This window comes from Paenibacillus chitinolyticus NBRC 15660 (genome assembly GCF_000739915.1).
Taxonomy (GTDB): Bacteria; Bacillota; Bacilli; order Paenibacillales; family NBRC-103111; genus Paenibacillus_F; species Paenibacillus_F chitinolyticus.
The window spans coordinates 1-21515 of sequence record NZ_BBJT01000015.1 but is presented as its reverse complement, the minus strand read 5'-3'; the positions used below and the strand labels follow the sequence as shown (position 1 = coordinate 21515).

General features: G+C 53.3%; 24 protein-coding genes. 19 read left to right on the top strand and 5 right to left on the bottom strand.

All coding sequences use genetic code 11. The features are described from left to right. The first annotated feature begins 46 nt into the window (after window positions 1–46). Together PCH01S_RS25555 and PCH01S_RS25550 are read left to right on the top strand one after the other, a co-directional pair. Window positions 47–328: an antibiotic biosynthesis monooxygenase family protein gene (locus PCH01S_RS25555; protein WP_009673274.1), complete on the top strand. Its 282-nt coding sequence runs from the start codon at window positions 47–49 to the stop codon at window positions 326–328. Window positions 329–523: 195 nt separating this feature from the next. After that, window positions 524–1186, top strand: coding sequence for an NAD(P)H-binding protein (locus PCH01S_RS25550; RefSeq protein WP_042234534.1), 663 nt, complete (start codon window positions 524–526; stop codon window positions 1184–1186). A gap of 75 nt (window positions 1187–1261) precedes the next feature. Here the strand turns inward: PCH01S_RS25550 and PCH01S_RS25545 are convergent, their stop codons facing one another. The 4 genes from PCH01S_RS25545 to PCH01S_RS25530 form a co-directional block, all read right to left on the bottom strand. Next, window positions 1262–2029: a TSUP family transporter gene (locus PCH01S_RS25545; RefSeq protein WP_042234531.1), complete on the bottom strand. Its 768-nt coding sequence runs from the start codon at window positions 2027–2029 to the stop codon at window positions 1262–1264. A 90-nt stretch (window positions 2030–2119) separates the two neighbouring features. Continuing rightward, window positions 2120–3052 (bottom strand): polysaccharide deacetylase family protein, encoded by a 933-nt coding sequence (locus PCH01S_RS25540; protein ID WP_042234527.1) that lies wholly within the window; start codon window positions 3050–3052, stop codon window positions 2120–2122. Between the two features lie 132 nt (window positions 3053–3184). After that, the gene (locus tag PCH01S_RS25535) at window positions 3185–3499 is read right to left on the bottom strand and encodes a hypothetical protein (protein ID WP_042234523.1); all 315 of its coding nucleotides are present in this window, start codon (window positions 3497–3499) and stop codon (window positions 3185–3187) included. Between the two features lie 123 nt (window positions 3500–3622). Further along, entirely contained in the window at window positions 3623–4078 is a 456-nt protein-coding gene (locus PCH01S_RS25530) for a cupredoxin domain-containing protein (protein ID WP_042234518.1), read from the bottom strand. A 329-nt stretch (window positions 4079–4407) separates the two neighbouring features. Here PCH01S_RS25530 and PCH01S_RS25525 point away from each other — a divergent pair, with 329 nt between their 5' ends. The 16 genes from PCH01S_RS25525 to PCH01S_RS25440 all read left to right on the top strand — a co-directional run bounded on the left by PCH01S_RS25525 (window position 4408) and on the right by PCH01S_RS25440 (window position 19575). Continuing rightward, a complete protein-coding gene (locus PCH01S_RS25525) occupies window positions 4408–5001 on the top strand; it encodes a DedA family protein (RefSeq protein ID WP_042234515.1) in 594 nt (197 codons plus the stop codon). 32 nt (window positions 5002–5033) lie between these two features. After that, on the top strand, window positions 5034–5600 hold the full coding sequence (locus PCH01S_RS25520) for a thioredoxin family protein (protein ID WP_042234513.1): 567 nt from the start codon (window positions 5034–5036) through the stop codon (window positions 5598–5600). A 14-nt stretch (window positions 5601–5614) separates the two neighbouring features. After that, window positions 5615–6238 (top strand): MBL fold metallo-hydrolase, encoded by a 624-nt coding sequence (locus tag PCH01S_RS25515; protein WP_042234510.1) that lies wholly within the window; start codon window positions 5615–5617, stop codon window positions 6236–6238. Window positions 6239–6523: 285 nt separating this feature from the next. Further along, window positions 6524–6877, top strand: coding sequence for a hypothetical protein (locus tag PCH01S_RS25510; RefSeq protein ID WP_042234507.1), 354 nt, complete (start codon window positions 6524–6526; stop codon window positions 6875–6877). A 720-nt stretch (window positions 6878–7597) separates the two neighbouring features. Further along, a complete protein-coding gene (locus PCH01S_RS25500) occupies window positions 7598–8794 on the top strand; it encodes a M24 family metallopeptidase (RefSeq protein WP_042234502.1) in 1197 nt (398 codons plus the stop codon). Window positions 8795–9017: 223 nt separating this feature from the next. Next, a complete protein-coding gene (locus PCH01S_RS25495; RefSeq protein ID WP_009671386.1) occupies window positions 9018–9395 on the top strand; it encodes a hypothetical protein in 378 nt (125 codons plus the stop codon). A gap of 250 nt (window positions 9396–9645) precedes the next feature. Beyond that, window positions 9646–9933, top strand: a complete 288-nt coding sequence (gene gatC / locus PCH01S_RS25490) for an Asp-tRNA(Asn)/Glu-tRNA(Gln) amidotransferase subunit GatC (RefSeq protein ID WP_042234499.1) — start codon at window positions 9646–9648, stop codon at window positions 9931–9933. Between the two features lie 66 nt (window positions 9934–9999). After that, window positions 10000–11457, top strand: a complete 1458-nt coding sequence (gene gatA / locus PCH01S_RS25485) for an Asp-tRNA(Asn)/Glu-tRNA(Gln) amidotransferase subunit GatA (RefSeq protein WP_042234496.1) — start codon at window positions 10000–10002, stop codon at window positions 11455–11457. 21 nt (window positions 11458–11478) lie between these two features. Then, window positions 11479–12927 carry an Asp-tRNA(Asn)/Glu-tRNA(Gln) amidotransferase subunit GatB gene (gene gatB, locus PCH01S_RS25480; protein WP_042234494.1) on the top strand — a complete coding sequence of 483 codons (1449 nt, stop codon included), beginning with the start codon at window positions 11479–11481 and terminating at the stop codon, window positions 12925–12927. A gap of 106 nt (window positions 12928–13033) precedes the next feature. Beyond that, the gene (locus PCH01S_RS25475) at window positions 13034–13513 is read left to right on the top strand and encodes a GNAT family N-acetyltransferase (RefSeq protein WP_042234491.1); all 480 of its coding nucleotides are present in this window, start codon (window positions 13034–13036) and stop codon (window positions 13511–13513) included. Between the two features lie 49 nt (window positions 13514–13562). After that, the gene (locus PCH01S_RS25470) at window positions 13563–14255 is read left to right on the top strand and encodes an MgtC/SapB family protein (RefSeq protein WP_042234489.1); all 693 of its coding nucleotides are present in this window, start codon (window positions 13563–13565) and stop codon (window positions 14253–14255) included. Window positions 14256–14404: 149 nt separating this feature from the next. Beyond that, on the top strand, window positions 14405–15016 hold the full coding sequence (locus tag PCH01S_RS25465; RefSeq protein ID WP_042234486.1) for an RNA polymerase sigma factor: 612 nt from the start codon (window positions 14405–14407) through the stop codon (window positions 15014–15016). A 321-nt stretch (window positions 15017–15337) separates the two neighbouring features. Next, window positions 15338–15967, top strand: a complete 630-nt coding sequence (locus PCH01S_RS25455; RefSeq protein WP_053228785.1) for a hypothetical protein — start codon at window positions 15338–15340, stop codon at window positions 15965–15967. A 5-nt stretch (window positions 15968–15972) separates the two neighbouring features. Then, window positions 15973–17202 carry a DUF4097 family beta strand repeat-containing protein gene (locus PCH01S_RS25450; protein ID WP_042234480.1) on the top strand — a complete coding sequence of 410 codons (1230 nt, stop codon included), beginning with the start codon at window positions 15973–15975 and terminating at the stop codon, window positions 17200–17202. Window positions 17203–17323: 121 nt separating this feature from the next. Further along, on the top strand, window positions 17324–17758 hold the full coding sequence (locus PCH01S_RS25445; RefSeq protein ID WP_042234478.1) for a Fur family transcriptional regulator: 435 nt from the start codon (window positions 17324–17326) through the stop codon (window positions 17756–17758). A gap of 110 nt (window positions 17759–17868) precedes the next feature. Then, window positions 17869–19575, top strand: a complete 1707-nt coding sequence (locus PCH01S_RS25440) for a glycosyl hydrolase family 18 protein (protein ID WP_241688739.1) — start codon at window positions 17869–17871, stop codon at window positions 19573–19575. 140 nt (window positions 19576–19715) lie between these two features. On the opposite strand, the gene PCH01S_RS25435 is transcribed toward PCH01S_RS25440, so the two are convergent. Further along, complete coding sequence (locus PCH01S_RS25435; RefSeq protein ID WP_042234477.1) at window positions 19716–20129, bottom strand: DUF2614 family zinc ribbon-containing protein; 414 nt, start codon at window positions 20127–20129, stop codon at window positions 19716–19718. Between the two features lie 415 nt (window positions 20130–20544). Between PCH01S_RS25435 and PCH01S_RS25430 the strand changes: the two genes are divergently transcribed. Then, window positions 20545–21132, top strand: a complete 588-nt coding sequence (locus tag PCH01S_RS25430) for a hypothetical protein (protein ID WP_042234475.1) — start codon at window positions 20545–20547, stop codon at window positions 21130–21132. Window positions 21133–21515 lie beyond the last annotated feature (383 nt).

Here is a 21515-nt window from a genome sequence, read left to right as displayed (position 1 = left end):
TATACATAAGGTTTCGTACTCTAATTAAGAAATGAGGATGTCCAGGATGTACATTGCCGTAAATACCATTGAAGTTCCCAATCCACCGCAAATGGTCGAAATGTTCCGCAAGCAGGCGCCTAACATGAAAGAACTCCAAGGCTTTCTCGGACTGGAAGTCTGGACCGACGAACAGGCAATTAAAGTGATCACGAAGTGGGAAAATAAAGAAGCGTTCGAGGCGTATACCCAAAGCGAGGTTTTCAAACGTTCTCACGGCGGCCATGGAGGCCAGGAGATGAAGCCGAAAGCGCGTCTTTCGTATTTCGAAGGCGAGACGCTCATCTAGGGAAAGCTTCCGAAACTTTAACGTACATTCATTCGTTTATAGGATAACGGCCCCGCTTCGGGGCTGTTTATATTTGTAGAGGCGCCGTTTGCTTAATTCCCGTGTCTAACGTGTCTAAAGGGATGAAACCGCCAAACGGCAAAATCCACATGTGCTTAACCCGTTTTTACGTTTTTAAACCAGGAGTGCTGCTTAATGAAAAAAACTGCCATAATAGCCGGCGCGTCGGGACTGGTAGGCAGAGAGTTGATCTCTGTCCTTATCGCCGATCCCGGTTACGAGAAAATTATCGTCTTGGTCCGCACGCGAATCGAGGGACGGGACAGTGAAAGCAAGTTTCATCAAATCGTGACGGATTGGAACCCGGAGCAGCTGGAGCAAGCTTTGCGCGGAGAATTGAAACAGGCGGATGTGTTTTGCGCGCTGGGCACCACGATCAAGAAAGCCGGGACACAGGAACAGTTCCGTGAAGTCGATTATGAATACCCGATGATTCTGGGCAACCTGGCGAAGAAGTACGGGGCCCGCCAATTTCTTGTCGTTTCCGCCATGGGAGCGAAGCGGGATTCGAAATTTTTTTACAGCCGGGTCAAAGGAGATCTGGAACACGGTTTATCCAAACTGGGACTTCGTACACTGCGAATATTCAGACCTTCCCTCCTGCTGGGAGACAGAGAAGAAGAATTCCGTTTCGGCGAGAAAGCGGGAGCCATTGCCGCGAAGGCCTTCTCTTTCCTGATGGCGGGGGGTCTTCGTAAATATAGGCCGATACCGGCTCAGCGGGTCGCTGCGGGGATGGCGCAGGCCGCCAAGCAGAAACCCGAAAGTATCCGCATCTACGAATCGCATCAGATTTAACGCGAAAGAGCCTGACCGTTCACGATTGAACGGTCAGGCTCTTTTTGTTTGCTTGCATGCTGCACGGAAGCGGCGTCAGGACATGATCAGCGTCCATAACTGTTTGCCGATCAGCACTGTGGTCATGATCAGAAAAAGCGGCTTGACGAAGGAAGCGCCTTTGCGGATGGCGAAACGGGTTCCCGCCAGCGCGCCTCCGATCATGGCGATCCCCATCGGAATTCCGTACGCGAGACTTACGGAATCCAGCAGGAAGAAGGTGACCAGCGCACCGATATTGCTGGCGAAATTAAGCACCTTCGAATTGGCGGATGCTCCCACGAAATCAAAACCGAGCAGCAGAAACAGAAAAATAAGGAACGAGCCCGCTCCGGGCCCGAAGAAGCCGTCGTAAAAGCCGATAACGAAAGCTCCGGCCGCCAGCCAGAACCTGCTCCGGGACGTAAGGCCGCTGAAAGTGGACGCCGCTCCCCAGTTTTTTTTGAGCAGCGTGTAGACCGTCACGGCAATGAGCAGCACCACGACCAGCGGTTTAAGAAACTCGGACGGTATCCGGTGTACCAGCAGCGCGCCGAGCATCGAACCGGCCAGGGACAGCGGAAAAAGCGCCGCCGCCAGCCGGAAATGGATTTTTCCGGAAAGCAGGAACGAAGTCATGCTGGTCAGCGAGCACATCGTTCCCGCCAGCTTGTTGGTTCCGAGAACGAGCGCCGGCGGAAGCCCCGTAAACAGCAGGGCCGGAACGGTAATAAGACCGCCCCCGCCGACAATCGAATCCACGAAAGCGGCCAAAAACCCGGTCACAATCAGAAAAAGCAGCAGTTCCCAGCTTAAAGCTTCCATTATGTGCAGCCACCGTCCTCCAACCTGTGATACCTTTTCCCAATTGTACATCGGAAGAAGGAAGGAGGACAGATGAAATTGCGGGCCCGCTTATTTCGTTTTGGAACCGGAAGGTTTGCTTACTCCGCTGGTTGATCCGCGCAGTTTCAGAAGCTCCGATACCGTGACGAAATGATAACCCCGCTTCGACAGCTCCGGCAAAATTTTACGGATCGCATCGACCGTATTCATAGAGCCCAGGACATGATCGTGGAACAGGACAATGTCACCTTCGCGGGCGTTGTTCAGCACCTTGTTCACGACCCGGTTCACACCTGGAGCTTTCCAGTCCTCCGTGTCCTGGTGCCAGGACCATAGAATAGGCAGACACCCTTCCGCCAGAGAGACATGGACGAGCCTTTCATGGTAATAGCCGCCAGGCGGGCGGAACAGGACGGGTGCCGTTCCGTTTATGGATTTGATCACCTTCTGTGTCGCCGCGATTTCGCTGCGGATGCTTTCCGTGGAACGGTTGTTGGTCAGAAAAGGGTGGCTGTACGTATGATTGCCGATCTCGTGCCCCTCGGCCGCCTCTCGTTTGATCAGTTCGGGAAACCTCTCGGCCCTTTTTCCGACTACGAAAAACGTGGCTTTCGCCCCGTACTTTTTCAGCTCGTCCAAAATTTGCGCCGTCTGTACCGGGTCCGGTCCGTCGTCGAACGTCAGTGCAATCACTTTGCCTGCGGACGGGACCTCCCAGACGATTTCTCCGCGCTGTTCGTAATAATCCCGATCCCGGGGTTTGGCGGCAGCGGCGTGCGGATCTTTCTCCGCCGATATCGGCGAAGCCGGTGAAGCGGTTGAACGGAGCCGCAGCCCGTTCACGTCTTCCGCCCGGGGTGCGGAAACGGTTGGCCCGCTTGAGGCGTGAAGCCCGCCGGATGCGAGCGCGGGAGCGGGTGCGAGGGTGAAGAAGACGCAAACGGCGCAGGCCGCAGCCGTCCGCCGCAAGGGGGCCTTGACAGACCCGGAATTCTTACTCATGCTGACTGATCCTCCTGTCGGTTTGCATGTCGGATAAGGGTTAGCCTGCCCTTACATCTCCATTTCATCCGGCTTTCCGAAGGCTGTTAGGCAAAAAAAGCCGGTTCCGCAAGCGCGGTCCGGCGTTCATTCTTATCCCCCGTAAGCGCTGCGGAACGCTTTGGACAGCGTATCGGCGTTCACGTCCCACAGGACGGCTATCTCTGGAGCGACATGTTCCTCCCACCAGTCCGCCTGGACTTTGCGGTTATCCGAATGCTCCACGATGAACGCGATGTTCTGGGCCACTTTCCGGGTATATAATTTCTCCGCTTCTTCGATTTTTTCCGGAGAGACGTACACCTTCAGCCGTTTGACGGTTCGGTAAAGCTCGCGGCTGCACGAACGGCGTATTCCCCTGGCGTTAGGAATTTGCGGCTTATGCTTCTCGTTGGTTTTATTCTTCAACCGGATCGCCTCCTTACTCTGTTTCAGTGTATGCGGCTGACCTGCCGGAAGTGAGGAGGAAAGGGAGGGGAAACCTGAGAGCGCCGCGATAAACAATAAAAAAAGGAAGCCTGAGGCTTCCTGTCAGTCGATGACATTGATATAGGCGATCATCGGGCCGCTGTGGGCGATATCCGTGTGAGTCATGCAGATGAGCCGGTAGGTTCCCGTTTTTTCCGCTTTGAAGTTGACGACTGTTTCTTTGCCTTTTTTTACTTCGCCCTTGATATTCAGACCCTCGATAATAAAAGGATGGCTCGCTCCGTTGACTCCGTAAATGCTGAGCCGGATATTCTCGCCTTTGCGCACGACAATCGTGCCGGGGTCCCAACGGTAAGCTTCGATTTCTTTGCCGTTCTCCAGCTTCGTGGAAAATTCTCCGGTAACGAGCTGGATCGTCCGTTCCGAAGCCGTGGCCGGCTCCGCCGCCGTAGACAGGATTTGCGGATTCCGGAAAAACAGGACTGCCGCGAACGCTACGCACAGAAACCCGAGGAACATGACGAAGTGATATTTTTTGAGCACAAAAGATTTGAACATGAACTTTCCCCCCCAGACCAGTTTGTACACTATATGCGCGGGCTTTTCAGCTCATGATGAAAATAACGGGACAAGTAAAAGTTGTCCGCGGGGTCGGTCTGTTGATCCGTTCGCCGGCACTTCGCCTACCCTGGATTTCGCCTGGCCCGGAAGAGGCCCGCGGCTGTATCGGCTATCTGCGTAAGCTTCTTTATCGTCTCCTTTACGGCCCGGCCGTATTGTTAAGTGGTTGGCGGCCTTTCTCTATGGTAGAATAGGGGAGATTCTACTAGAAGAAGGCGCGGGAAGACCCGCGAATCGACAATCATGCTGGGGAAAGTAGGTTGGAGATGGGAGAGTTTATTCATTCGCTTTTGGTATTTTTTGAAGGCCTCGGGTACTGGGGGGTCATGCTCGGGCTGATGATCGAAGTTATTCCGAGTGAGATCGTCCTTTCGTATGCGGGCTATCTGGTAGCCAAAGGCGAGATCGGTTTTGCAGGCGCCGTCTTTTTCGGCACCGTGGGTGGAGTCATCGCCCAGATTTTCGTCTACTGGGTCGGCCGTTACGGCGGACGTCCTATTTTGGAAAGGTACGGCAAGTACATATTCATTAGTAAGCACCACATCGACGTTGCGGAGACCTGGTTCAACAAATACGGAACAGGCGTTATTTTTACGGCCCGTTTCATACCGGTCGTCCGGCATGCGATCTCGGTACCGGCGGGGCTTGCCAAAATGCCTCTGGGACTCTTTACGTTCTATACGACGCTGGCGGTTATTCCGTGGTCCATGCTGTTCGTCTATCTCGGGATGACCCTGAAAGACAATTGGGAGAACATCGACGACATTGCAGGCAAATACACAGTTCCGATTCTAATCGCAGCTATCGGTCTTATGATCATTTATCTGGTAGCCAAAAAAATGCGGGCAAAGCGTAAATAACGCAGTTTGCCGCCAAAGAAGGGATGGATTTTATGAGCACCAACTTATCCGCCGTCATCGGCAAAGGCTTAACGCCGCAGCAGTTCATCGACAGCATGCAGCGCAACCAGGAAGCGTTTCTTGACTGGTACGGGAAGTTTCAGTGGGAGACAGAGGACGACCGGGAATTTTTCGAATCCCTGAACAACCGTGACGACCTGCGCTGCGTCATCATTGCGGCTGAGTGGTGCGGCGACGTCGTGCGCAACATTCCGGTCGTATTCAAGGCGCTGGAAAACAGCGGAATGCCGGTAGAAGTCCTCATTATGGAGGAACATACCGACGTTATGGACCAGTTTCTGACTTTCGGCGGACGCTCCATTCCGGTCGTTATTTTCACGGATACGGGCGGCCACGTGCTTGGTAAATGGGGTCCCCGTCCTGAACGGGTACAGGCTGTCATGAAAGCCTTCAAAGAAGGAAATCCGGACCGCGAAGCACCTGATTACAACGATAAAATCCAGGCGGTACGCGCGGAAATGCTCCGCCAGTACGGCGAAGGTGTCGGCTATCAGTCCGTCATCGTAAGCGAGCTCCGCGAGCTGCTTTCCACGTTCTGACAGGAGGGGTACGCATGATCCGCATCGAAACATTTAAGCTCGGTCCCATGGAGACGAACGCTTACCTGCTGACCGACGAAAGCGGGCAGAAGGGCGTTGTCATCGACCCCGGCATGAAGCCGGGACCGCTGCTCAAGCGCATTAAGGACATGGAGATCGAAGCCATTCTGCTTACGCATGCGCATCTCGATCATATCGGAGGCGTGCAGGAGCTCCGGGAACTGAAGAAGTGCCCGGTCTATCTCCACGATGCCGAGAGCGACTGGCTGGGCAGCCCTAAGCTGAACGGCTCCGCGCGCTGGCCGGACGTTACGGACCCGATAGTGGTCGAGCCGGCGGAATACGCGCTTGATGAGGGACAGGTGCTCGAATTTCTCGGCGCCAAGATCAAGGTGTTTCACACCCCGGGCCATTCGCCGGGCAGCGTCAGCTTCCTGTTCGACAACCATCTGATCGGCGGGGATGTGCTGTTCCGTCTGTCCGTGGGCCGTACGGACCTTTCCGGCGGCGATTGGAACACGCTGCTCGACTCCATTCACGGAAAGCTTTTCGAGCTTGACGACGACGTAACGGTTTACCCGGGCCACGGTCCGAAGACTACGATCGGTTACGAAAAACAAAACAATCCGTATATTTAAGGGCAGTAATCCTTTACCGCCCCAAAAAGCCTCCGGAATGCAAGCCGGGCGAACTCCTTTTTGCTGACAACGGATCCTTCGGGACATCGGCGTCAGCGGACGGGCATTCGCCGGGGCACGGCATCCGGAGGCTTTTTTTTCATGCGAAAGCCTAATTTCAAGGGGCTGGGTGTATACCGTGTTCCGGGTGGGAACAAACCCATAGACTGTTGGTGTAAGGCTGTAAGCCTACTTTCCGCGCAAGGCAATTAAATACGGATTGATAACATACAGGAGGGAATACCAATGGAACATGTTAAAAAACCATACACTGGTCCCGTCTACACCCCCAAACAAACGGGTCCTATGCCTCAAGCCGTAGCGCCCATGCCCATGCCAATGCCCATGCCGCTTCCGGCACCGATGCCCATGCCACTGCCTTATCCCGGACCGCTGCCGTCCCCGGTCATTCATACGCCGCCGCCTATGCCTATCGTCAAACCGGTGATTGTAGTAAGCTGCAAACCGCATTATCCCGTCTGTCATCCGATCAAACCGATCGCGAAGAAATGCCGGCCCGACAATTCCGCCAGTATCCTCGTCCTTTTCATTCTTCTCGTTATCATTTCAAGCGGTTTCGGTTACGCCAAACGGTGTTAGTTCGGAGGTTTTCCGCAAGGAACGTCTGATTAAGAGCAATCCTTCAGAATCCGAATGCGAAAGCGTGCGGGTTCTTTTTTTTTGGCGGAATATATCCGCACGAAGCGTCGGCTAAGAAGGAATACCGGACTGACTTGCGATAAAAAGCTTGCCTGCACCGTAAAAATGTGATATTTTGGAAAAAGAAGACACGAAACGAATAGATTTGTTTGCGAAGAACGCAAACTTTCGGCAGAAGCCGCGAGTTTGCGTTTTTTAGTTTCGTTTTGTGAATTTCATAACCCTCATGCTTCAAAAAGCCCGCTTGAAGCGGTGTTTCGGGCAGATTCCCCGTTTTAACCCCGCCAGTCGCTTCATTCCCTCGCTGCATAATGCGCTTCATCGGTTCGGTTTAAAGGCTGCATGACTTCATTTCTGCAGCCCCGGACCAGCCCCGCGTCATTCCCGAACGAACGGGAACGAACTTAGAATTCCTCCCGATCGTTCTAGACTTGGACCTTCGGCCGCATACAAGATTCAAAAACATTGAACCTTCCGTACGTTCAGCCGTGGAGTAAAGTCAACCCAAAGCCCGTTGCCCGTCAGCGGGTTTTTGCCCCGCGTCCATCATTTCCCCCTCGATTGTCCCGTGTGCGTTTTGCCGCTCGAAATCTGTTTGCGCCTCCTCGCCGGAGCGGGGTATGATGACGGTATAAGAACCGTAAGAAGGGATGGATATTAATGAACAAAACGGATCATCCGTACGCGGAAAGGCAGCAGCGGCTGCAAAAGGCGATGCAGGCCGGCGGTATCGACGCCTTCCTGGTAAACCATCATGTGGACTTGTACTATTTTAACGGCTCCATGCAAAATGGCTATTTGTTCGTTCCCGCTGAAGGCAATCCGCTGTTCGTTGTGCGCCGCAGCATCACAAGAGCGCAGCAGGAGTCGCTCGCGGAGGTGGAGGAATTCGGCTCCCTCCGCACGCTTAAAGACCGGCTCGCCCAGCGCTACCCCGGCGTATTCGCTTCGGGGAAAGAGGCCGTCATCGCCACGGAGTTCGACGTGCTCCCCGTCCAGCAGTTCCAGCGGCTGGAAGGGGCTTTTCCCGGCGTGAAATGGAAAGACGGTTCGCTGCTCGTCAAAGAGCTGCGGATGATCAAGTCCGCCGATGAAATCGCGCTTATCCGCAAGGCCGCGGACGTTATCGACCGGACGCTGGAGAAGGCGCTCGCCGGTATCCGGGAAGGGATGCCCGAGTTCGAGCTGATGAGTCTCATCGAGCGGGAGAACCGCCTCCAAGGCCATCTCGGGCTCATGCGCATGCGCGCGTATAACTCCGAGCTCATTACCGGCTGCGTGGCGGCAGGGGCGGCTGCGGCCGAGCCGACTTATTTTGACGGTCCGGCGGGCGGCAGGGGACTCAGCCCGGCAAGTCCGCAAAGTGCGGGCAGCCGGCCCATCGGCCGCAACGAGCCTATTCTTATCGACATCGGCTGCAACATCGAAGGCTACGTGATCGATCAGACGCGTACCGCGGTGATCGGCGCTTTGCCGGATGAGCTTCAGCGCGCATACGAAATTTCGGAGAAAATTTTGAAGGAAGCCGAAGCGATGATGAAGCCGGGCACCGTTGCGGAGCATCTCTACCTGCAATCGCTGGATACGGCGTCTGCCGAAGGACTGGGCGGCCATTTTATGGGGTACGGGATTGATCAGGTTAAGTTTCTCGGACACGGAATCGGTCTGGAAATCGACGAGTTTCCGGTGTTGGCCAAAGGGTTTAAATACAAGCTCGAGCCCGGCATGGTCATCGCCGTGGAGCCGAAATTCACATTCCCTGGACTGGGTGTTGTCGGGATCGAGAATACATATGCCATTACGGAAACCGGATTCGAGAAGCTTACCGTATCCCGGGAGGGCGTCCTGGTTCTCTGACAATAGCCCGCATCCGCAGCGGGAGTTCAACCGGAGGTCAATAAAAACTCCCCCCAAACCGTCCGGAAAACAGGGAGACGTTTATGGACAGCGTACTCTTTTTTTAGTACGATGTTACTAATCCATGCTAGATTCGAAGGTAGAGTTTATGCTTTCCGCATCGCTTCAGGAGAATCGGGACAGGGCAGCTCAGCCCGCTCTGCATGGGAAAGGGGGAATCCGGATGCTGTCTTTGGGAGCTCGCGTGATCATTGTAGAGGACCGGCTCGAGCAGAATCTGCCGATCGGCGATTACGCCTACATCATCGCTTATGACCGCAACAACGACAATTTGTTCGACTATGTCATCCGAGTGCCGAAGCTGAATAAACATTTTTTCGTGCCCGCCTCAGATATCGAACTGGAAGAAGTCCTGCTTCGTCAGGAAGTCGACCGTTTGGAGAAGGAAGCCTTGATCGATTTCGCGCTGGCGACGCGCAACGAAGAACTGTTTAACCGAGTGATGAATGGCGAACCGGTTGAAATCGTTGCAGAGAAGAGCAAAGAAGTTCAAAGCGCCGAGGATTTCATCAAACAGGTGAACCTTCGCGCTTGGATATAGATGATCGTTTGAAGAGCTTCGGGGCTTGTTTCCCGTACAAAAGATTGCAAACAGAGCCTTTCCGACTTAGTTGACCCGGAGGGGCTCTTTTTGCGATCTGACTTTTGCATTCCCGCGGTTACCGAAAAACCGCAAAATTCCGCTTATTTCTGCGTTTTCGGCCGCGAATCAATTGAGATCAAAAAATAACTAGGCTATAATAGGTAGAATGAATTTGGCGTGTACATACAAAGAGAGGTGCGAATCGTCTGTGAGCATTACTATTAAGGATGTCGAACACGTGGCCAAGCTGGCCCGCCTTGATCTTTCTGCCGAAGAGAAGGAACAGTTTACGGAGCAGCTTAACGCTATTTTGAAATACGCCGAACAGCTTGGAAAGCTGGATACGGAACATGTGGAGCCGACGAGTCATGCCATGTCCGTCAAGAACGTGACGCGGGAGGATGAAGTCCGTCCGTCCCTGCCTTTGGACAAAGTGATGCTGAACGCTCCGGAAGAAGAAGACGGGCAGTTCAAAGTGCCCGCCGTTATGGAGTAATACGAACGTTTAACCAGACCTTGGAGTTTGCACGGTTGTCTGTTATTTGAAGGGAGGCACCTTACGTTGTCGCTATTTGAGTTGAGATTACAAGAATTACATACACAGCTTCTGGATAAAAAAGTATCCGTCACGGAGCTGGTCGATCAGTCTTACAAGCGGATCGCCGAAGTGGACGGCAAAGTAAAAGCGTTCCTCAAGCTTGACGAGGAGAATGCCCGCCGCTCTGCCAAGACGCTGGACGAGCAGATTGCCGCGGGAGAATCCCGTGGGATCCTGTTCGGTCTGCCTGCAGGCATCAAGGATAACATCGTGACCGAAGGCGTCACGACCACGTGCGCGAGCAAGTTCCTGTCGAACTATACGCCCGTGTACGACGCGACTGTGATGCGCAAACTGAAGGAAGCCCAGGCGCTTCCCGTCGGCAAGCTGAACATGGACGAGTTTGCCATGGGCGGCTCCAACGAGAACTCCGCGTTCCACGCGACACGCAATCCGTGGGATCTCGACCGCGTACCCGGCGGTTCCAGCGGTGGCTCTGCGGCTTCCGTGGCTGCCGGCGAGGTGTATTTCTCGCTGGGCTCCGACACCGGCGGTTCGATCCGCCAGCCGGCCGCCTACTGCGGCGTGGTCGGCCTGAAGCCGACCTACGGGCTCGTGTCCCGGTTCGGACTTGTCGCGTTCGCCTCTTCGCTGGACCAGATCGGTCCGCTCACGAAGAACGTCGAAGACTCCGCTTACGTCCTGCAGTCGATTGCGGGCCACGATCCGCAGGACTCCACGTCGGCGAACGTGGAGATTCCCGATTACGTCTCCGCATTGACCGGCGACGTCAAAGGGCTCCGCATCGCGGTGCCGAAGGAATACCTGGGTGCCGGTGTCGACCCTCAGGTGAAGGAGAAGATTCAGGATGCGCTCCGCGTGCTGGAAGGGCTGGGAGCGGTGGTCGAGGAAGTTTCCCTGCCGCATTCCGAGTATGCCGTCGCGGCGTACTATCTGCTCGCTTCATCGGAAGCGTCCTCTAACCTCGCGCGTTACGACGGCGTCCGTTACGGCATCCGTACGGACAACGCGAACAACCTGCTGGAAATGTATCATATGTCCAGAAGCGAAGGTTTCGGTCCGGAAGTGAAGCGCCGGATTATGCTCGGGACTTACGCGCTCAGCTCCGGTTATTATGACGCCTATTATCTGAAGGCGCAGAAAGTCCGCACGCTGATCAAGCAGGATTTCGATCAAGTTTTCGCAAACTACGATGTCGTGATCGGCCCTACGGCTCCTACGACGGCGTTCCGTCTCGGAGAGCAGGTAGGCGACCCGCTTACGATGTATTTGAACGATATTTTGACCATCCCGGTCAACCTGGCAGGTATTCCGGCCATCAGCGTACCGTGTGGTCTGGCCTCTGGCCTGCCTGTAGGACTGCAGATCATCGGGAAGGCGCTGGACGAGTCCACCGTGCTGCGCGTAGCTCACGCTTTCGAGCAGAACACCGATTTTCACAAGCAGCGTCCGCAGCTATAACGCGTAACAGGAGGGATCTTTTTGTCAGCGACTGAAACGAAATACGAAACCGTGATCGGGCTTGAAGTTCACGTTGAACTGCATACAAATTCCAAAATCTTCTGCGGCTGCTCCACCTCGTTCGGCGCGCCTCCGAACACGCATACGTGCCCGGTCTGTCTCGGGCATCCGGGCGTTCTGCCGGTACTTAACCGGCAGGCTGTCGAATATGCGATGAAAGCCGCCATGGCTTTGAACTGCGAGATCGCGGACGTGACGAAATTCGACCGCAAAAACTATTTCTATCCGGATTCGCCCAAGGCGTACCAGATTTCCCAGTTCGACAAGCCGATCGGCGAGAACGGCTGGATCGACATTGAAGTGGGCGGGGAGACGAAACGTATCGGCATCACCCGGCTGCATCTGGAAGAAGATGCGGGCAAGCTGACTCACGTCGACGGCGGTTACGCTTCGCTCGTTGACTTCAACCGGGTCGGAACGCCGCTGGTCGAGATCGTCTCCGAGCCGGATCTCCGCTCTCCGGAAGAGGCTCGCGCGTATCTGGAGAAACTTCGCGCCATCATGCTTTACTGCGACGTTTCGGACGTCAAGATGGAAGAAGGTTCTCTGCGCTGCGACGCCAACATCTCTATCCGTCCGGTAGGCCAGGAGAAATTCGGCACACGCGCGGAGCTTAAGAACATGAACTCCTTCCGCGGCGTACAGCGCGGTCTCGAATATGAAGAAATCCGCCAGGCGGAAGTGCTGGACGGCGGAGGCGAGGTCGTCCAGGAAACACGGCGCTGGGACGAAGGCCAAGGCAAGACGATTTCCATGCGGGGCAAGGAAGAATCGCATGATTACCGCTATTTCCCGGATCCGGATCTCGTGAACCTGCATATCGATGCCGCTTGGAAAGAGCGCGTAAAATCGTCGATTCCGGAGCTTCCGGATGCCCGTAAAGCACGCTACGTAAGCAAGTACGGACTTCCGGGCTACGATGCCGAGGTGATTACCGCTTCCATGAAGATGGCCGATTTCTTCGAGGAAAGCTTGAAATATACGTCCGACGCGAAGGTTGTTTCCAACTGGATCATGGGCGACCTTCTCGGGTATCTCAATGCCGGCGGACTGGATTTCGGCGAGATCCGAATAACTGGTCAAGGACTCGGTGAAATGATCGGTCTGATCGAAAAAGGTACCATTTCCAACAAAATCGCGAAAACCGTTTTTAAAGAAATGATCGAAAGCGGCAAAGCGCCGCAGCAGATTGTCGAAGAGAAGGGTCTCGTTCAGATCAGTGACGAAGGCGCCATCAAATCCGTAGTCGAGCAGGTTGTGGCAGGCAACCCGCAATCCGTAGCCGATTATAAAGCGGGCAAAGAGAAGGCGGTCGGCTTCCTCGTCGGCCAGGTTATGAAAGAAACGAAAGGCAAAGCCAATCCCGGCTTGGTCAACAAGCTCATCGTGGAGACTTTGCAGGCGCAATAAGCCGAACAGCGAAAGAGTTTTAGGCACATCGAACGGCAAGTCCATCAGGATATGCCGTTTTTTTACAACATGAAGGGCGTAAAACGGGCATGAGGAGATGAAAACGATGATGAGACAAATCCCCCTGGACGATGTTCAAGCCGTGCTGGAGCTGCTTGCTCTGCAGACAACCGCTTATCTCGTAGAGGCCGGATTAATCGGGTACAAAGACATTCCGCCTCTTAGGGATAGCCCGTTAACCCTGCGGTGTTCCAAAGAGACGTTTACGGGGTATTATGTCAATGACCGGGAGGAGGGGCGGGAAGAACTCGCGGGCGCAATCGCTTGGGAAGAAAAAGGAACGGAGCTGACGATTACGCGGATGATGGTTCACTCCCGTCATTTCCGCCAGGGAATTGCCTCCGCATTGATTCGGCATGCGCTCACGACCAACCCGCAGGCGGGCCGATTTGTCGTGTCTACGGGAGAAGCGAACCTGCCCGCCGTCCGTCTTTACGAGAAATTCGGTTTTCACCGTACCGGCAAACGCACGATTGCCCCTTCTATCGCTTTGGTGACATTTGAAAAAATTCGGGGCATCCAATGAAACAGAAACAGGGGCATGTTGCGAAAAGTTAAGGAGCGTGGGAACGAAGTTGAATGATCCTTGGGTAATCGGGCAGTTCGATTTGACGATTAGACTGATTTTGGCTTTGGTGCTTGGAGGATTGATCGGCTTCGAACGGGAGCTGAGCAACCAGGCGGCCGGATTCCGGACGCATATCCTGGTCTGTGTCGGTTCCGCTTTGATCATGCTGCTCTCCATCTACGGATTCAGCGCGTTTTCCAAAGAATTGAATGTGCGTATGGACCCTTCCCGGCTTGCGGCGCAAGTAGTCAGCGGCATCGGTTTCCTTGGCGCCGGAACGATCATACGCAACGGCTTTTCCGTTTCCGGACTTACGACGGCAGCCTCGCTTTGGGTCGTTGCGGCAATCGGCCTCGCTGCGGGAGCCGGGTTTTATTACGCGGCCATCCTATCCACGATCATGGTCGTCCTTTCTCTGTGGATTTTAAATAAAATCGAGCACAAATATTTCGGCGCCAAGAAACGCCATCTGATCCGGGTTCATGCACTGGACCGGCCCGGCAATCTCGGTAAAATCTCCGACATCCTCGAAAAGAATAAAGTGCAGATACGCAAATTCGGCGTGGATGAAGAAGAAAGAGATGAGCGGCAGACGGTTATGATCTATCTGAATGTCATCATACCGGATTACCATCTGGTTCCTCTGCTGCTGGATGATATCCGTCATCTGGACGGCGTGGTGGGAGTAACCATGGAATAATCGGAAACGTCAAGCGGGGCGAATCGGCCCTGCTTTTTCTTTTTTATCCGATTTGAAGGGGGAATCTTTTTAGTATCGTCAAAAGATATGTAAATCGGATGTTAAGCACGTTATAGTAAAGAGGGCACAAGAGAAAGGGCGGTGAAGCAATGGAGCACCTGACAGACGAACAGCTGGTGGAGCAGATTAACCGGGGTCAAGCGGAAGCTTATCGCGTATTGGTTGATCGGCACAAAAGCTATGTGTATACGCTGATTTACCGCATGGTGAACCATCGCGAAACCGCCGAAGACTTGTCCCAGGAAGTGTTTCTGAAGCTGTACCGCTCTTTATCCCATTTCAGAGGGGAGAGCAAGTTCACGACATGGCTGTACCGGATGACCGTTAACCTCGTTACCGATTACCGCCGCGCCCAGCGCAGGCGTCCTGTCGTTCCGCTGCTCGACAAGCTTAAGACCTGGTTGGCCGACCGCAGGACCGAGCCCGAACAGCAGGCGATCCGTCATGAAGAGAGCGACTCCCTCCACCGGATGATCGCTCAAATGCCGGAGAAATACAAACTGGTGATGTATCTTTATCACTTCAAACAATTGTCGTACCAGGAAATATCGGATGTGACCGATCTTCCCCTAAAGACAATCGAGACGCGCTTATACCGCGGCAAAGCCATGCTTAAAGAAAAATGGTTGGAGGTGTATCCAGATGCCCGAACAAACGCCCAGACGTCCCAGTCAGCCCCGGCTTCACGCGCTTCACAATAGCCCGGAACTTCCGCCCGCACTCCAAGCCGAACTAAACGGCATGAAGTTGCTCCAACCTTCCGCCAATTTCACCGACCGGGTGATGAAGGATGTCGCCGCGGGGAATACCGTGCCTGGATTTCGGCCCGTAGCGCCGAAGAAACGAAGGCATTCGGAACTCGTCAATCTTTTTGTCGCCACAGCGGCTACTTATATATTTATCAACTCCGGTCTTTTGAAACTTTTGAATTCGCATGTGGCCGACTGGTCCGAATTCGTCCAACATTTGTCCAACAGAATAGGATAACGTGCATGAACGATCATGCAGCAAGGAGGTACGGAATGTCACAACAATTCTCTTACACCCCAGGAGGCTCGCCCGAGATGGATGACTTGAAAGATCCGCACTTTTACGAGGAGCAGCGGCGGAACTATCCGCCTGGCTCCCCTTACGGCGCGCCGTCATATCCCCCGTATTTTCAACAGCCGCCCAAGAAGAAATGGCTGGCCATGCTCCTTTCCCTGATGATGCCGGGAACCGGCCAATTTTATGTGGGGATGATGCAGCGCGGATTGTTTATCATGATGCTCGTCATTATGGATATTTTCGCGATTGTGCTTTTCGCAACACGGGATGAAGGAACGAACGTGGCCATGATCACGCTGTTTTCGCTCATTCTGCCGGTTATTTACTTCTACAACGTATTTGAAGCTTTGCAGCTTACGGATATCGTAAACCGCCGCCGTTTTTACGGAGAATCCGAGGAATTGACCGATCCTCTGCAAAAGCTGGCTAAAGGCGGAAACTTGGGTATCCTGCTGATTGCGGCGGGCGGATTCCTTTTTCTGGCCAGCAGCAAACCGGTTTGGCTGGAATCTTTCTTTAAGCTGTTCGGTTCTTATTTCGGAGCCATCGTTTTGATTATCGGCGGAATTGCTCTCTTTGTCTGGGAAACGAAAAGAAAACAATAGATCGGGTGATCGGATTGATTAAAGCGGGCAGATTTACGGCAGCGGTGCTGTTTGTCACTGTTGGCGTATCCATGCTTCTGGACCGGGCCGCAGGCACCCATATGGTGGGGCAACTGATACGCTGGTGGCCCTTTTTGTTTGTGGCCGCAGGGCTGGAATTGATAGTGCTGCAATTTCTGTCGAAGTCCCGGGAAACGGCCGTCAAACTGGACCCGGTGGCTATTTTTTTCTCGGTGATAATCTGTGCCGTTGTCGTCGGCTCCCAGGGATTCAGCCAGGGGCTGCTGTCCGGGCTTAACTTCAATGTCGATGCGGTGCAGGGCCGTAGCTTTGACAAGGAACCGACGGAGCTTACCCTGACTCCCGCGGTAACCCGAATTCACGCAATCAACACGAACGGCCGCATTGAGCTGGCTGCTGAAGACGGGGATGCCGTCCGGATTCAGGCAACGGTCTGGGTGAATGACGACGACGAGCAAGAAGCCCGCAAAATCGCGGATGCTTCACATGTCGAGCAGAGCATTCAAGGGGCTGAATTAACGCTTAAAGCGGTCGGGGAAGAATATACGAAGGCCTGGTTAGTCAAAAATAAAGCGAGGATAGATATTACCGTTACGCTGCCGCGAACGGCGTCTCTCGATTATTTGGCCGAAACGGAAAATGGCTCCATTCGCGCGGCAGGCCTTCGGACCCCAAACCTGTTTTCCGCACATACGAGTAACGGATCGATGGAATTAACCGATATTCAGGGAAACGTAGAAGCGGTTACGGAGAACGGCAAAATCAGTGCAGGTTCCATCTCGGGAGCCGTTAAAGCGCAATCTGTCAACGGCGAGATCGTTGTGCGGGACACGGGAGCGGGGGTTAACGTTGCCGCCTCCAATGGTAAAGTCAGCCTTTCCTCCGTTAAAGGGGACGCGGTGGCTCGTACCGACAACGGCAGTATAACTATCAAAAATGTCTTCGGCCGCGTCGAAGCGCATACCGAGAACGGAGCGGTACGGCTCGAATCCGCCGAAATGGCCGGAGATTGGCAGGCCAGCACCGATAACGGCCGGATTACGATCCGCCTCCCCGGTGGAGCGGGCTTTAAGGTTCAAGGGTCCGCGAGGGTGCTTCATACGGGGCTCCCGATCCGGCTGGAGGAGGAGAAACTGAGCGGTACTGTGGGAAGCGGCGAACATATCCTTGCGATCCGGACGGATGGCGAGATTTCCCTGGAAACCGTAAATTAAACGAATCCCGCCTGCATCAGGCGTTGACAAGTGCAATTTCTCACACGTACAATAGAAGAAAGGTTGTATCTGTGTCCACCGAGTACACAGTACTGCCCCTTACTAACAGGTGGTGAGAATCATGTCCGAACATTTGGAAGAAGCGCTTGCCAAACTTAAAACGACAGGTGTTCGCATGACTCCGCAGCGGTACGCGATTTTGACGTACTTGTTCGACTCCTTCAACCACCCTACGGCTGATGAGATTTACAAGGCGTTGGAATCCAAATTTCCGAATATGAGCGTGGCCACGGTTTACAACAACCTGAAAGTGTTCATAGACGCGGGGTTAGTACGGGAATTAACCTACGGGGACGATTCCAGCCGTTTCGATGCCGATTTGTCCGATCATTATCATGCCCGTTGCCAGGTCTGCGGCAAGATATCCGATTTTGATTACTCGCCGATCGTTGATGTTGAGCACGTTGCCGCTCAGCAAACCGGCTTTAGGGTAGGCGGGCACCGGCTTGAAGTCGTCGGACTTTGTCCGGATTGTGTAGGCAAGGCGACGCATTGATTTGTCGTTTTCAAACTTCCATACACGTAATTACGCGAACGTATTAGCCGCTCTTCGTTATCGGGCGTGCCGATACGTTTTTCTTTTTCTGAAAGGATGTGCAGAAGCTTTTGAAACAGCCCTACATGCACGGCTCGAAACGCAAAAAGAGCCGGTTCCGTTCTTTTATTCTTTTGCTTATCGTACTGGCGGCCATCGCTTACCTGGTCATGAACCGGCTGCCCAATAACAATCATATAACGCCTTTTTACGCTAAACTGGACAAGCCAGTGTTCTATCAGGGGGAAGCTTACGAAAGCTCCGCCTTGGGGTCCCAAGAGGCCATGAAACTCCCTTTGGGACTCATAACCAAGTGGATCGATCCGGCTGTCCGCAGCGAGGCTTCCGGCAATTCCGTTATTTTGACAACGGAACAGGCCGTACTGCGGCTTCAGGCCGACAAGGTCTCCGCGTCCCGGAACCTCAAAGAAATCCCCCTTGTATCGCCCATGACAAAACAGGGAAAAGAGTTCTACGTACCCGTTTCCGTTCTTAAGGAGCTGTACGGGATACAAGTCAGGGAGGATGCGGTAACCGGCGCCGTATCGCTTTTTAATCCCGGGGAGAAGATCCGCTGGGGAACTTTTCGCGGAAAAGAAGGAGGCGAACTGCGCAGCGGCAGCTCGATTCGTGATCCGATCACGGGCAGCTTGGTGGATGGCGAGCGTGTCATGATTTGGGGCGAACAGAACGGCTGGTACAAAGTTCAGCAGACCGGCGGACGTGCCGGTTTCGTTAAGGCCTCTCATGTGACGGGAGAAAAAGGGGAGGAGATTCCCGAATTTCAGCCTCCTGCCGCGAAGCCGCGATGGAAACCCCAAGGCAAGCTCAACATGACATGGGAACATGTCGTCACGGCAACGCCCAAAACGGCCTCCATTCCTGAGATGCCCGGCCTCAATGTCGTGAGTCCTACCTGGTTTCATCTCGCTGACGAGAAGGGGACCATCAAGAATCAGGCCGACTCCGATTACATCAAATGGGCGCACGGCCGCAATTACCAGATCTGGGCCCTTTTCGACAACTCTTTTGAACCGAAAATGACGGGCAAAGCGCTGGAAAGTTACGAAACCCGGCTGAACATGATCAACCAGCTTCTGTCTTTTACAAAGCAGTATAATTTGCAGGGCATCAACATTGATTTTGAGAATATGAACAAATCGGACGGGCCTAATCTGGTCCAGTTCGTGAGAGAAATGGCTCCGCTGCTCCATGAGCGGGGACTGATTCTGTCCATCGACGTAACGGCAAAATCGAGCAGCGATGCCTGGAGCCGCGTATATGATCGGCCGGCTCTGTCCGCTGCCGTGGACTACATGATGCTCATGGCCTATGACGAGCACTGGGCATCGAGTCCGAAGTCGGGCTCAGTCGCGTCTCTCCCATGGGTGGAGCGTTCTCTTAAGCAGATTCTCGACGAAGACAAAGTACCGCCTTCCAAGCTTGTGTTGGGCATTCCTTTTTATACGCGCATATGGACCGAAGAACAGAAGGATGACGGTAGTACGAAAGTCAGCTCGAAGGCTGTATTTATGGAGAAGCCCCGCAAGATTATACAGGAGAAGGGCCTGACTCCCGAATTTCATGAAGACATCGGACAAAATTACGTCGAGTACAAAGAAGACGAAAAACTCAACCGGATCTGGCTGGAGGACGAAACGTCTGTGAAAGCTCGTCTGGAGATTGTGAATAAATACAAATTGGCGGGGGTCGCTTCCTGGCGGCGCGGTTTTGAAGAACCGGCTATATGGAAGGTCATGGCCGATGCCCTCCAGTAGAAATAGACCATGGGTCCTTATCCTGGGAAAGATTGAATCCGGGCAAGTTTAAAAATTCCACTCGCTGGCCGAACCGCTCGTAATCATTAAATTCCTACAAAAAAAAGCTGTCATCCGTAATGGAAGGCAGCTTTTTTACATTAATTTTTAGATGAGTCGATTGCGGTCGTGGCAGAGCCGGTTTCCGGCTGGCGGATATTTCCTTCATCCGAGATTTCGGCTTCCGCGGGTGCCATCGAAGGGTCGACCGTCAAAATCGTTTTGCAGAACATGCACCGGTCCGTTTTACCGATCATCTTCGTTCTTTTGCCGCACTCAGGGCAATCGAGCGCCACGGCGGAGGTTGACATCATGCCCGCCCAGAAGTAAATGGCCATACTTCCAAGCATACTGATCATCCCGAGAATCAAGAAGATAACGGCAATAATTCGCCCGACGGCGCCCCAGTCGAACACGACCCCGGCCAAGCCGATGATCATAATAAGCATGCCGCCCATGGTCAGCAGCAGACCCCATAAGCGGAATTCATTGATTTTACTTGATTTTAAAAGCAACGGTGTTCCCCTCTTTTCTACAGGCATTTTCGGAATTAAAACACAATTCGTTCTCATGTAAGCAGGAAACGGCTAAGGAAAGTAGAATTACTTTTCTAACGAACGAATGATGGCTTCGGAGTCTCTGCGAATACTTTTGTGGGGATGTTATCTATCTTAGCGCGTATTTCCCGGACTCCGTTACAGCGTGGTAATTCGTATCGCTATCCGCAGCAGGTTGCTTTCATCACAGAAGGATGTGCGATCCTTCTGCTGGTTTACTACCAATCATCCGGACACTTACAACTCCATACATCATTATATAGAAGACATTCATCGTATACAAGGAAGATGGTTGAATTCGTCCGTATTTGAACAGGGCTGCTGCAGCGATTAGATCGAATTTCGTTAACGGTCTTTGAAAGGGGAGATCCAATTGGATCGTCAATTGTATTTGGAAGACTCTCGGGAGCGTACGCCTTCTCTGCCGGAAGAGCTGCGCGACCGCCAGCTGCTGTCGGAATTCTCGCTTTTTCTGAACAAGTATTTGAAGAGCAAATCCTACATACTCGAGGAACATCTGCTCGACGCTTACCAGAACGTGCTGGAAGCTTTGCAACACTGGGCGCGCATTGTCATCATCGAAGAAGGGGAAACTGTTCAGGAAGCGGTCTGGAATCAGGTCCGTTCAATAAACAGCGGCGTATACAAATTGTATGAAGAGCTGACCACGAGCAAGGAAACGTTGAAACAAAGAATCCAGCTTGTTCTTCTGGCATGCGAATTTTCGGTCATGTCCAAAATGGAGCGCTGCTGCAAGCCGCTCATCCAGCGTCTGGACTCAAGGCCCGAGCCGTGGAGTGCGGATGAACTTCTGGAACAGCCCGAGATTCAAATTTTGGGCAACAATCTTCATCAGCTTCTTAATAAACTCGTCAAAAAAACATTAGTCAAAGAAGTGGCTGTTCCTGCGGACGCGGAATGTTCACAGCTCTTGCTGCGGTATACGCTATTCAAAAATTAACTTCAACCGAAACGGGTTGAGGAAGTCAGGCGGCCCTTACAGGCTGCTTTTTCTTTTTTTGATGCTCCAAAAACCTTGATAAATAAGGCCTTAGGGGCAGTCATGTTTTTCCAATACGCAAAAGGGTTGACTTCATAATAGGTTTCATGGTAAATTAATTTTCGCCCCTTCGGAAGGCAAGTTGCTAACAAAGGACAAGCCGCTAACAACGAAAGGAGCGCTTGAAAAAAAGTGCTTGCATTACTAAGTCCAAATGTGGTATAGTAGTCAAGTCGCCGCTAAACGAGGCAAAGCGACAAAGTGCGACAGCAACTTACAAATTGTCCTTTGAAAACTGAACAACGAGTGATTGAAGCGTCTCGAGAAATCGAGACAATTAATGA

Coding starts and splice junctions, on each gene's coding strand:
- PCH01S_RS25555 (WP_009673274.1), top strand. CDS start 47: ATGTACATTGCCGTAAATACCATTGAAGTTCCCAATCCACCGCAAATG.
- PCH01S_RS25550 (WP_042234534.1), top strand. CDS start 524: ATGAAAAAAACTGCCATAATAGCCGGCGCGTCGGGACTGGTAGGCAGA.
- PCH01S_RS25545 (WP_042234531.1), bottom strand. CDS start 2,029: ATGGAAGCTTTAAGCTGGGAACTGCTGCTTTTTCTGATTGTGACCGGG.
- PCH01S_RS25540 (WP_042234527.1), bottom strand. CDS start 3,052: ATGAGTAAGAATTCCGGGTCTGTCAAGGCCCCCTTGCGGCGGACGGCT.
- PCH01S_RS25530 (WP_042234518.1), bottom strand. CDS start 4,078: ATGTTCAAATCTTTTGTGCTCAAAAAATATCACTTCGTCATGTTCCTC.
- PCH01S_RS25525 (WP_042234515.1), top strand. CDS start 4,408: ATGGGAGAGTTTATTCATTCGCTTTTGGTATTTTTTGAAGGCCTCGGG.
- PCH01S_RS25520 (WP_042234513.1), top strand. CDS start 5,034: ATGAGCACCAACTTATCCGCCGTCATCGGCAAAGGCTTAACGCCGCAG.
- PCH01S_RS25515 (WP_042234510.1), top strand. CDS start 5,615: ATGATCCGCATCGAAACATTTAAGCTCGGTCCCATGGAGACGAACGCT.
- PCH01S_RS25510 (WP_042234507.1), top strand. CDS start 6,524: ATGGAACATGTTAAAAAACCATACACTGGTCCCGTCTACACCCCCAAA.
- PCH01S_RS25500 (WP_042234502.1), top strand. CDS start 7,598: ATGAACAAAACGGATCATCCGTACGCGGAAAGGCAGCAGCGGCTGCAA.
- PCH01S_RS25495 (WP_009671386.1), top strand. CDS start 9,018: ATGCTGTCTTTGGGAGCTCGCGTGATCATTGTAGAGGACCGGCTCGAG.
- PCH01S_RS25475 (WP_042234491.1), top strand. CDS start 13,034: ATGATGAGACAAATCCCCCTGGACGATGTTCAAGCCGTGCTGGAGCTG.
- PCH01S_RS25465 (WP_042234486.1), top strand. CDS start 14,405: ATGGAGCACCTGACAGACGAACAGCTGGTGGAGCAGATTAACCGGGGT.
- PCH01S_RS25455 (WP_053228785.1), top strand. CDS start 15,338: ATGTCACAACAATTCTCTTACACCCCAGGAGGCTCGCCCGAGATGGAT.
- PCH01S_RS25445 (WP_042234478.1), top strand. CDS start 17,324: ATGTCCGAACATTTGGAAGAAGCGCTTGCCAAACTTAAAACGACAGGT.